Annotated in this window: 14 protein-coding genes; 1 reads left to right on the plus strand and 13 read right to left on the minus strand. The window is 67.8% G+C overall.

The genetic code is table 11. The features are described from left to right. The 8 genes from AO501_RS07340 to AO501_RS07375 form a co-directional block, all read right to left on the minus strand. Positions 1-606, minus strand: a 606-nt coding sequence (locus AO501_RS07340) for a DUF4192 family protein (protein WP_156452371.1), incomplete at its 3' end; no start/stop codon positions are given. A 424-nt stretch (positions 607-1,030) separates the two neighbouring features. Then, positions 1,031-1,432: a hypothetical protein gene (locus AO501_RS07345; protein ID WP_055577103.1), complete on the minus strand. Its 402-nt coding sequence runs from the start codon at positions 1,430-1,432 to the stop codon at positions 1,031-1,033. 97 nt (positions 1,433-1,529) lie between these two features. Next, entirely contained in the window at positions 1,530-2,069 is a 540-nt protein-coding gene (locus tag AO501_RS07350; RefSeq protein WP_055577104.1) for a hypothetical protein, read from the minus strand. 404 nt (positions 2,070-2,473) lie between these two features. Beyond that, the gene (locus AO501_RS07355) at positions 2,474-2,809 is read right to left on the minus strand and encodes a hypothetical protein (protein ID WP_055577105.1); all 336 of its coding nucleotides are present in this window, start codon (positions 2,807-2,809) and stop codon (positions 2,474-2,476) included. Positions 2,810-3,160: 351 nt separating this feature from the next. Next, positions 3,161-4,129: a DUF4192 domain-containing protein gene (locus AO501_RS07360; RefSeq protein WP_055577106.1), complete on the minus strand. Its 969-nt coding sequence runs from the start codon at positions 4,127-4,129 to the stop codon at positions 3,161-3,163. Between the two features lie 415 nt (positions 4,130-4,544). Continuing rightward, positions 4,545-5,093, minus strand: a complete 549-nt coding sequence (locus AO501_RS07365) for a hypothetical protein (RefSeq protein ID WP_055577107.1) — start codon at positions 5,091-5,093, stop codon at positions 4,545-4,547. A gap of 416 nt (positions 5,094-5,509) precedes the next feature. Next, on the minus strand, positions 5,510-5,854 hold the full coding sequence (locus AO501_RS07370; protein ID WP_055577108.1) for a hypothetical protein: 345 nt from the start codon (positions 5,852-5,854) through the stop codon (positions 5,510-5,512). A gap of 23 nt (positions 5,855-5,877) precedes the next feature. After that, entirely contained in the window at positions 5,878-6,228 is a 351-nt protein-coding gene (locus tag AO501_RS07375) for a hypothetical protein (RefSeq protein WP_055577109.1), read from the minus strand. Between the two features lie 406 nt (positions 6,229-6,634). Between AO501_RS07375 and AO501_RS36920 the strand changes: the two genes are divergently transcribed. After that, entirely contained in the window at positions 6,635-6,781 is a 147-nt protein-coding gene (locus tag AO501_RS36920; RefSeq protein WP_156452372.1) for a hypothetical protein, read from the plus strand. 5 nt (positions 6,782-6,786) lie between these two features. On the opposite strand, the gene AO501_RS07380 is transcribed toward AO501_RS36920, so the two are convergent. The 5 genes from AO501_RS07380 to nrdH are packed head-to-tail and all read right to left on the minus strand — an operon-like array spanning position 6,787 to position 9,450. Further along, positions 6,787-7,461, minus strand: coding sequence for a hypothetical protein (locus tag AO501_RS07380; protein WP_055577113.1), 675 nt, complete (start codon positions 7,459-7,461; stop codon positions 6,787-6,789). Positions 7,462-7,469: 8 nt separating this feature from the next. After that, positions 7,470-7,646, minus strand: a complete 177-nt coding sequence (locus AO501_RS36925) for an amidohydrolase (RefSeq protein ID WP_156452373.1) — start codon at positions 7,644-7,646, stop codon at positions 7,470-7,472. After that, a complete protein-coding gene (locus tag AO501_RS07385) occupies positions 7,643-8,908 on the minus strand; it encodes a toprim domain-containing protein (RefSeq protein ID WP_055577110.1) in 1,266 nt (421 codons plus the stop codon). The genes AO501_RS36925 and AO501_RS07385 overlap by 4 nt, the downstream gene beginning before the upstream one ends. Next, positions 8,908-9,192, minus strand: a complete 285-nt coding sequence (locus AO501_RS07390) for a hypothetical protein (protein ID WP_063892827.1) — start codon at positions 9,190-9,192, stop codon at positions 8,908-8,910. The genes AO501_RS07385 and AO501_RS07390 overlap by 1 nt, the downstream gene beginning before the upstream one ends. 30 nt (positions 9,193-9,222) lie before the next feature. Beyond that, positions 9,223-9,450: a glutaredoxin-like protein NrdH gene (gene nrdH, locus AO501_RS07395; protein WP_055577112.1), complete on the minus strand. Its 228-nt coding sequence runs from the start codon at positions 9,448-9,450 to the stop codon at positions 9,223-9,225. Positions 9,451-10,220: the final 770 nt, after the last annotated feature.

Here is a 10,220-nt window from a genome sequence, read left to right on the forward strand (position 1 = left end):
GGGGCTGGCGATCGCCGTTCCGCTGATAAGGATGTCGTCGATCTCCTTGGCGGTGATGAGTGCAAGAGCTTTGTAATCGCTGTTCTCGACGTCGACCTCGGGTGCGGGGGGCAGGTAGGCGAAGTCAGCCGCGATGTCGCTGCGGCTGCGGCGGATCTGCCGGCCGTCGAGCACGGCGTGAGCAGACAGGGTCGAATCGGTGTAGGGGTAGGTGGCGCCGTAGTCGCCGGTGTCAACGTCGAGCCACTGGCCGGCCTCGGTGACGTTACGGGTGTGCAGGCGGCGAACGACGCGAATGCCGTTGTTCTGCAACCTCTCCCGCCATGTGTCCAGCAGCGTGTGCGCGTGGCCGTCGTGGCGCTGGTCGCAGATGGCCAGCATGATGGCGGCAACGACATCGTGAGACCGCAGTTCGTCGGTAGGGATAGCCGGCATGTATTCGGCGTCCGGGTCGATGTCGACGCGCAGTGCGCAGTAGACGCCGATGCCGCCGGCCGCGCCGCGGGCCAGCATGTAGATCACCAGGCTGTTTGTCGGCACGAATCCGACCAGGCACGGGGCCGCCGCGAGAATGTCGGCGGGGGTGCGAAGGTTGATCTGAGACATGATGTTTCTCCGTTCGGTGTGTTGATGGATGCGCAGCTCAGCGCTGGGGGTGTGGGGACCGGCGGGGCGGCGCAGTCAACTGAGCCCGGCGGATGCGCAGGAGGCGGATTTGCGGCCCCGGCGAGCCTCAGGCGCGCAGCGCCGTCGGGGCGAGCTTCGGTAGGGCCGCAAATGCCGCCGGTGCCGCACGGGCGAGCGCAGCGAGAACGGGCGAGCCCGCCGCGGCGCAGGTTGACGGCGACACCAGTCCCCGCCGGTCACAATGGCACCCCCGCTGACTGCAAAAATGGTGAGCGGCTACGGATTTCATGGCCTCGCCGCAGGCGGGGCCATGTCCCTGGCCGTTATATGGAAGAAAAAGGGGGCCCGGCCATCTCTCCGTGTGTGGAGCGCTGGCCGGGCCCGATGGTCGCGGATGCGTTAGTTAGGCAGGGCCGTCGATGTAGGCGGCGTCGGTGAAGACCACCGCTGGGGCCGTCCAGATGGCGCGCCCGGTGGAGACGACGAAGAACTCAGCCCTGTGATGGGGTTGGTAGGTGATGCGTTGCGGCTGGTTCAGGTCGACGACGTCTGCGAGCCGTCCGATGATCCACGCGTGGACCTGGCGCGCCCCGCCGTTGGCGATCTTGAGCTGAGCCCGTGGGTTGACGTGCATGAGGCATCCGGTGAGGGCCACAGCCTGGGCGTATCCGACGACCTTGCCCTTGTGGGGGCCTTCCATGCTGCGGATGGACCATGCCGATCGGTGCAGGTTCCTGTATACGGCAACTCTGTTGCCGGCCGTCAGGTCTCGGCCGGCGGCGACCTGAATTTGTTCGCTGAACATGTCTGGTGTCCTTTCTCTGGTCGTGTGGCACACGTGGGAGCCGCGGTCCCGCCGTCCCGAGGGAAGCGGGGCCGCGGCCTCACGGTCACGGTGGTGGTCAGGCGGCGACGTAGCCGGCGGTGGTCGGGTCAGCGTTGTAGAGCTCGCCGTCGTCGAAGACCGCGATCGCTGTCTTGTGGGCGCGGCGCAGCAACTCGATCATCGACATCAGTGCCGCTTTGTCGCGGATCTGCCAGGTGATTGGGCCGGTGAACAGGTCGACCCAGTGGACTGTGGCGGTTTTGATCCGGTTGGGCGCGGATTGAGCAACAACGGCGTAGCTGGGCCGGCGGGTCCATTCGATGGACAGCGTGATCCGGGCGTCGCCGTCGGGGGGGTTCGCGCCCGCCGTGGGCATCTGGGTGGGCAGGTGCGACATTTGTCCGCGGGCCGCGGCGAAGGCTTCGAGCAACCCTTGGGCGGCGTGGCAGCTGTAGATGATCATGTGAATGCCGTTGAAGGTCAGCGACATTCGGGCGTCAGGGGTGCGTGCGTGGTGGACAGTGACGTCGACGTCCTGGCGGCCTTTGAGCGAGGCGGTGGTGTGGGTGATGATTGCTGCGGATGTGAGGTGCGTGGCTTTTACTGAGGTGGTCATGATAGTTCTCCGTTCGGTGTGTTGATGGATGCGCAGCTCAGCGCTGGGGTGTGCGGGGGACCGGCGGGGCGGCGCGGTCCACCCTGGGCCCGGCGGATGTGCAGGAGGCGGATTTGCGCCCCGGTGAGCCCGGCGCGCAGCGCCGTGGGGCGAGCCTGGGATAGGGCGGCAAATGCCGCCGGTGGCGCGCGGGCGAGCGCAGCGAGAACGGGCGAGCCCGCCGCGGCCCGGGTTGACCGCGGCATCAGTCCCCGCCGGTCACACTGGGCACCCCAGCTGACTGCAAACAAGGTGCGGGGCTACGGATTTCATGCTGGGTCGGGCGGTGCGTGCACGGGGGCGGCAAAACGGGGGCGGCGGCGCGCCCGAAGGAGTGGGCGGCCGCTGCCCCCGCCGCGATGGTGTCAGCGCAGTACGAGGTCGTCGTGGTGGTGCATGGTGTGGTGTCGGACCAGACCGAGTCGTGCTGCGGTGCGCTGCACCGTTCGTGGTGTGGTGTACAGGCGGCAGGCGATGAGGTCAATTGCGACGCGGCCGTGCATGCGGCGGATCGCTTCGTCGCGCTCTGCTCCGCGCAGGCGCAGCCGCAGCCCGTCGGTGCAGACCTGCACGATGGCTAATTCGTCGATCCAGCAGTCGGTTTCGTGCGAAGGCGTGTCTTCGTGGGTTTGGCCGAAAGTCAGCAGCGATTGGGCCTGGTCGTTGTCGACGGTTACCCAGGGGTTGGCGGCTGTGGTCATGGTGGTGTTCTCCGTTCTGTGTTGAGGGGTGCGCAGCTCAGCGCTGGGGTGCCTAGCGACCGGCGGGGCGTCGCGGTCCACCCGGGCCCGGGGGTTCAGCAGGAGGCGGATTTGGCGCCCCGGCGAGCCCGGCGCGCAGCGCCGTGGGGGCGAGCCTGCGATAGGGCGGCAAATGCCGCGGTAGCCGCACGGGCGAGCGCAGCGAGAACGGGCGAGCTGGCTCCCGGTGCGGGTTGACAGCGACAGCAGTCCCCGCCGGTCACCATGGCCACCCCCGCTGACCGCACCAAAAAGGTGGTTAGTGGCCCGACCAGCCCACCCGGGGGGGTGAGCTGGCCGGGGCAGGTGAGCTCACGAGTCGGTGGGCGGTGGGGTTGCGGTGAATGCGGCGGTGATGGCGGCACGGATCTCGGCTGGTGCGGTGCCCTCGGCTAGCTTTGCGTGAAGCATGACGGCCAGGTCGGGCGTTGCGGTGTGGGTGGCGTGGGCTTCGGCGAATGCGGCCTGCAGCGCGAGGTCGGCGTGGGCGGTGTCGCCGAGCAGGTACTGGCAGGCGGCGGCGATGGTGAGGGCCTGTGTGCGCTGGTGGCCGCGCAGGCGCCGGCTGATGTGGGTCCACAGCCTTGCCGCGGACTGCGGGTGGTCAAGCGCGAGGGCGATCATGGCGTCGCGCAGGGCGGGGTGTGCGGTGATGACGATGCCGGCGCGGGTGGCCAGGGTGGGGTCGACGTGCGGGCCGCCGATGAGGATGGCCGCGATGTCCTCGAAGGTGTCGATGACCAGTCCGCCGTGATCTCCCAGGGCCACCGGGGGCGCGGGCGGGAGGTGGTCGAAGGTTGCTGCGATCTGGGCGTGGCTGGGGTGGATCGGTGTGCCGTCGTGCACAAGGCGGGCGGTGTGCAGGGAATCGGTGTAGGGGTAGGTGGCGCCGTGCTCGCCGGTGTCGGCGTCGAGCCACTGGCCGCAGTTGGTGACATCGCGGGCGTACAGGCGCCGCAGTACAGGGATTGCGTTGCTCTGCAACGTGTCTCGCACCGTGTCGAGCAGGTATCGGGCGTGGGTGTCGTGGCGCTGTTCGCAGATGGCCAACACGATGGCGGTGTCGTAGCGATCCGGCCGCGGGGCGTAGACGGTGAGGAAGTTCGCGGCTTGGTCGGTGGTGACGGTGATGTCGAATCGCAGGACGTCGCGCACGCGAATACCGCCCTCTGGTGGGAGCTGCCCGAGGTAGATGACGATGCTGTTAGTCGGAACGTATTTCAGAAGTGCCGGGCAGGCGGCCAGTAGGTCGGCAGGGGTGCGAAGGTCGGTGTGAGACATAGTGATTCTCCGGTTCTGTGTGATTCTCAGGCGCTGATCAGCGCCGGGGTGCCTGGCGACCGGCGGGGCGGCGCGGTCCACCCGGGCCCGGGGGTTCAGCAGGAGGCGGATTTGGCGCCCCGGCGAGCCCGGCGCGCAGCGCCGTGGGGGCGAGCCTGCGATAGGGCGGCAAATGCCGCGGTAGCCGCACGGGCGAGCGCAGCGAGAACGGGCGAGCTGGCCCCCGGTGCGGGTGGACGGCGACACCGGTCCCCGCCGGTCACAATGGCCACCCCCGCTGACTGCAAAAAAGCTGCGGGGCTACGGATTTCACGGGATCCACACAGGCGGGTCCGATCCGCGGGCGCGGGAGTGGTGCGCAAAAAGAGAAAGGCGGCCCGACCAGACGGTGCTGGCCGGGCCGCGGCGCGGTCGATCAGCACGCCGTGGGTGGCGCCGGGGTCCAGCCCGGGGATGGTGGGGTTTGGGTGTAGCAGATCCGGTCGCGCGCCCAGGTTCCGACATTGTTCGGTGGCGCGTCAGGCTGGGGTGCGCCGTACTCGGCGGTGAGCAACGGCAGGGGGGTGCGCCGCCATCCGTCGAAATCTATTCCGAGAGAAGGAATGTGGATGTATTGCTGTTTGTCGAGGTTGCAGATGTAATCGCATACTGCGCTGGGTCGCGGTGTTTTCCGGTTGGGTTCGACACCGGGGAACACCAGGCCCTCGAAACGCACGAAGTGGCGGTCCTCGATGAGGAAGTAGAGGTTGGTGCCGCGGCCGGGTTCGTTGTCGGCGTAGTCGCCGGCCCAGGCGACCCGTAGGGCGCCGTCGAGGCTGAGGATGGCGGCCACGGCTGACATCAGTGGGGCATCAGCGCGGGTGTGCCCCATGAGCTTGAGGCCTGAGCCGTAGTCCTCGGGGTCGAGGGCTGCCACGATCTGGCCGGCAGCGTTGAGGAAGGTGGGTGTGAAGTATTGGGCCATGGTCGGGTTCTCCGTTCGGTGTCGCAGGGTTTGTGGATGTGCGCCGGCGGCGCTGGGGCGCTGACAGGTCGGTGCCGTGGTGGTGTCAACCCAGGGCCGTTGACGGAGCAGGAGGCGGATTGCCGGCCCGGCTCGACCGGGCGCGCAGCGCCCCTGGGCGAGCTGGCGTAGGGCCGGCAATGCCGTCGGTGCCGCACGGGCGAAGCGGGAGCCGCCCGTCAGGGCGGCGGGAGCGCAGAACGGGCGAGCCCGCCGAGGCCGGGGTTGACTCCGCCGCGGCAGCGACCACAATGGGGGCCCCGCTGACTGCAGCAAAAGGAGCCGCTGCGGATGTCGCGGCTGAGCTGGGTGCGGAAGAAAAAGGGGGGCCCGGCCAACCCCGCGTGGTGGCGGAGCTGGCCGGGCCCGGGTGGCGGTTAGAACAGGCGCCCTGCGCGGTGCGGGTCGTTGTGGCATGGGCATCCGCAGCGCCAGCAGAAGCCGGGCAGGCCCAGTTTGAGCAGGATTCCGCCTTCGTGCGGGCCGCCGAGGCGATGCCCGCACCGGTCATGCCGGCCCTCGTCGCAGGTTTTGGTGGGCGCGTTGTCAGGCATCTCAACGACCACCGGCACGCCGTTGATGACGTCGGGGTAGGTGATCCAGCGCCGGCGGGACACCCCGAGGTGGTGGCGTTCTTCCCGGAACTGCACTTTGGCGCGGCGTTTGAGGCACGTGATGGGTTCGGTGGTGGTGCCGACCCATTGTTCCCACAGTTCGGTCATGAGATTTCGTCCTTTCGGTGTGGTCAGAATCGGTCGGTGGCGTGCTCGAGGAGCCGGGTCAGGGCGTAGGCGGCGCGGGTGAGGCGCAGGCTTTCGGTGGTGAAGGCGGCGATGTCCTCACCGGCGCCGGCCTCGGTGAATTCCACGTCGTAGACCTGCTCGCTGAGTAGGGCGTTGACCGCACCGGCGGCCTGGCCCAGTGCACTCACCGCGTTAGTGAGGCTGGCGAGCAGGCGCTGGCGGTGGTGTCGGATTTCCAGATCCCAGTCGGCGTAGATGTTTTCGGCAACGCAGTCGCTGCCCGCAGCGGGCCGCTGGTGTGGGTCATGGTCGGTACTGGTCCACGGGTCGGTGGTGTGCTCGGCGACGTTCATTGGTCGGGTCTTCCTTCCGGTAGTGGTGATCTGCGCCTGGTGGCGCGGGGGAGGCGGGGGACCGGAGGGGTGGCGGTGTCAACCCCGCAGAGGCCGGCGGATCAGCAGGAGGCGGCATGGGCGGGGCCGCGCCGAGGCCCGGCGCGCGGCGCCTTGGGCCGAGGCTGGCAGCGCCCCAGCCATGGCGCCGCCGGCGCACGGGCGCAGCGGGAGCCGCCCGTCAGGGCGGCGGACGCGGAGAACGGGCGAGCCCGCCGGGTGTGGGTTGACACCGACGGGGCCCTCTCCGGTCAGACTTGCCCCACGCTGACAGGCAAAAAAGGGGGCGTGAGACTCCCGGCCCGGGTCGCGCCGGTCACTGCTTTTCACTGCCGAAAGTGGCGCTCTTTCGCCGTACGCTGGCGGGGTGGAGAAATCGTTAGTGCAGCTACTCGGGGAGAGCCCCGGCGGTTACCCGGCTTCGTTCGTCGAGTGGCTGGTCACCGGGCGGCACCCAGACCCTCAACCGCGCTTCGACGTCGTGCACGTCGAGGGCGACTTCCCGGTGTTGTGACGGCGTTAATTCGCCGTTAGGACCCGCAGGCCTTCGGCCAGGGACGCGAAGCGCCCGTACTCGGCGTGGTCGACGGCGGTGATCTTTTCGCCGAGCCAGATACCGATGATTTCAGCGGGCCGGTTACCGGTTCGCGCCCAGACCGGAGCACCGGAGTCGCCGGGGATACTCGGCGGCATCCCGGTGGTGAGGTACTGCTCAGCACCGTGGCGGTCGACAATGGTGCCGCAGTGCGTGCCGCTGGATATGCCGCTGCGGCAGACGGTTTGACCGATCTGGGGTTCAGGGTGGCTGGTGCTGATGGTGCGGATGTCCCCGATGTAGGCACCGGCCAGGGGGTCGGTGCCGAAGTCGATCAGTCCATAGTCAGGGCCGCCGCCGCGGGGTGGCTCGACTGAGGACCGCACGAAGATTCCGGTCTGCCCGCTGCGCTCGGTGCGGACATAGCCGGAGGCGCTGTTGCGGCAGTGTCCCGCAGTGACGGCATAGACATGCATATCGGCACCGTTGTAGACGTGGCCGAGGGTGCAGAACTGGTTCTTGCCGCCATCGGAGTTGATGTAGTCGATGCGCTCCCCAGGCTCGATGATCACGGCCGTGGCTGAGGCTGCCGGGGCGGCGAGAACGGCCGTGGCGAACAGGGTGCAGACGATGGTGATGAGTCGGGCTGGTGTGGTCATGGTTGCGGTCACTTTTCTGCGGTGCGGGGGCGGTGGTGGATGTGTCGTTCGGAGCGCAGTTGGGCTCTGGCGGTGAGGGTTTCGATCCAGGCGCGGGCGGTGTGCGCAGCAGGGCGGGTGGTGGGGCCGCTGGTGACAGCGGCCGCCGCCCGGCTCGTGATGGCGGTGTCGACGAACGTGCTCATGCTGACTCCTTGAGTTCGGCCGAGGGGGTGGTGCTGCTGCGGTAGCTGTGCTGAATGCAGGACTGCAACGCGGCGGTGGCCGCCTCGCTTCGGCGTGCAATGTCGCTGGGGTGCTCGCGCGTGTGGCGGTGAAGCCGATGATGCCCATCGGTGACCAGGCGTAGTTGGCGGGCGGCTTCTGCACGCCAGCGCGCTGCCGCGTGAGCGCTGCCCGCTACGGTTTGCCGCAGCCCGTGGTGGGCCTGCATCTCGGTGATCGCGATGCTGAATCGGTGTGCTGCTTGCGCGGTTTCGGCGGCCAGGGCCAGCGCCTGCAGGTCATCGGGGGTGACCTCGAGCAGCCCGCCGAAGGGGTGTACGGGATCCCACAGGCCCGCCTCGATGTGGTCGGTGAGGTCGGCTTTGACGGTCTCGAGTGCAGGCAGCAGCACGACGACGTGTGCGGCGATGCCACGCAGCGCGGTGGAAATCGTCAGTGCTCGGCGGTAGCCGCTGAGGTCGCGGTCAGCGACGACGGCGACGTTGAGATTGTGAAAGTGCGCCACAAGATTCGTGGGGAAGTTCGCTGCGCCTTGCGGGTTGGTGGTCGCCAAGACACCGGCCCGGGTGAGGGTGTCGGCATCCTTCTCGCCTTCGCTGATCCAGATCCAGTCGCCGCCGGCGGTGGCGGTGGCAATCGCCTTGGGCTGATACAAGGCGGCCGGGAAACCCTCGGGCTTGCGGTACACCCATTGGCGGCCTACGCGGTAACGCTGCTGAAAGCGCTTGTGCACCTGGCCGGTGCAACGGCATTCCAGCCGGATGACCTGCTGCAGGGCCCGCCCCTGAAGATCGGTGTAGGTGTAGACCCGCACCCGCTCCCATTGATGGTTGCCGGGGTGGTGTTCGGCGGTGATCCGCGCTGGCAGCGGCCCCACACCCTGACCGGCTCCCCGGTGCCGAGGAGCGGGGCGGGGGCTGACCGTCTGGCGGGAGGGCTGCGGCGGGTCATCGAACAGGTCGGCGACGCGAAGCCCCAGAGCCCCGGCGAGATCGGCGGCCTGGGCGGCACAGCTGAAGCAGTGCAGCAGCACCGCACCACCCTGGCGGGAGTTCGTCGAGGGCCGCCAGGTGACCGACAGCGAGGGGCTGTGATCGGTGTGCAACGGGCAGCTGGCCATGAAGGCCTCCTCCCCGCGCGGCCGCAGGACAGATCCGGCGGCCTGCAGGGCCTCACGCACCGTGTCCAAGGAGGCTCTGGCCCGGCTGATGGTGTGCGACATCAGGGAGTCTCCTTGTCGATGACGGTGTGCACCAGGGCGTAGGACGCGCGCACGAAGCGGATGGAGTCGCCAAGGAAAGCGGCGATGTCGTCGCCGTCGCGGCCGTCGGCGAATTCGACGTCGTAGATGTCGTTGTCGCGCAACCGCGCCAGGGTGGCGGCGGCGCGTTGCAGCGTGTCGCTGGCGGTGGCCAGCTGCGTGAGCAGGGCGGCCCGCAGATCGTCGATGCGCCGCAAATGCTCACGTTCGAAGTCGTCGATTTCGGCGCTGGCGGGGATGGTCATCAGCACAGTCCTTCCTGGGGTGTGGGGTGGTCAGGCCACGCGCGCCAGCCGGTCGGGACGAAAGCCCGACCAGTGTTCGTCGGCGGAGACGTAGACCACGGGGGCGGTCAGGTATCCCAGACTCAGGACGTAGTCGCGGGCCTGGCTGTCCTGAGTGACATCAATTGCCCGGTAACTGCGCCCAGCTTTATCCAGGGCACGAACTGTCGCCTGGCATTGCACGCACGACGGCTTTGTGTAGACGATTATCGATGACATGATTACGGCTCCTTTTGCGTCTTGTGGGTGTTCGTCCGTCGTTACCGCTAATTTTAGTGACCGGATTTCGGTGGCGCGACGGCGGCGAACAAAAAAGGCAATGATTTTCTTCAGAATCTCCGCGCTGCTCAGGACCGCTTTTCGTGGCTTTCCTCATGCCCTCCAGACGACGCTGTGAACGTGTTGTCCGCACATGTTCCGCTTTCTTCCTTAATTGCGCTCTGACGTGGTATTCAGAGCCGCTAAGCAGCTGCCAACGACCCGGTGCGTAGCTTTCATTACCGCGATGTAAACCATTTCGGAAATGACCTGTGGATAGGTTCTTCCTGTGGACAACATGCGGGTGACGCGGCGTCGTTGCGCGTGCTGATAACCGCCGGCGAGGTGAGCGGCCCGTGTCGGGCCTGGGAATGGTTGGTGCGCTCATTACGTCGTTTGTGCAGACAATGGCAGCCAGGGGGTGGGGCCAGGGTGTTCGTCCCTGACCCCACCCCGCACTACTACCCTTCGGCGGCTGCAGCCAACTGCAGGTCGTAGACCTCATCGGCGGTCTTGTCACCGGCGATGACCTCTTCGACGGGTGCCAGGGTGTAGCCGTTGGCGACGAGCCATTTCAGGTAATCCGCGCAGGTGACGTGGTGGGACCAGTGGTTCGTTGTTCCGGCGTTGCGCCACGCCTCCTTGGGGGTGCGCGCTTATGTATGACTGAACACTGTTCGTGCCCAAGAAGAAGTGGTGGGACACCATGCGTAAGCGACGGTCGGCCCGTT

The organism is Mycobacterium gordonae, from assembly GCF_001417955.2.
GTDB classification, from domain to species: domain Bacteria; phylum Actinomycetota; class Actinomycetes; order Mycobacteriales; family Mycobacteriaceae; genus Mycobacterium; species Mycobacterium gordonae_B.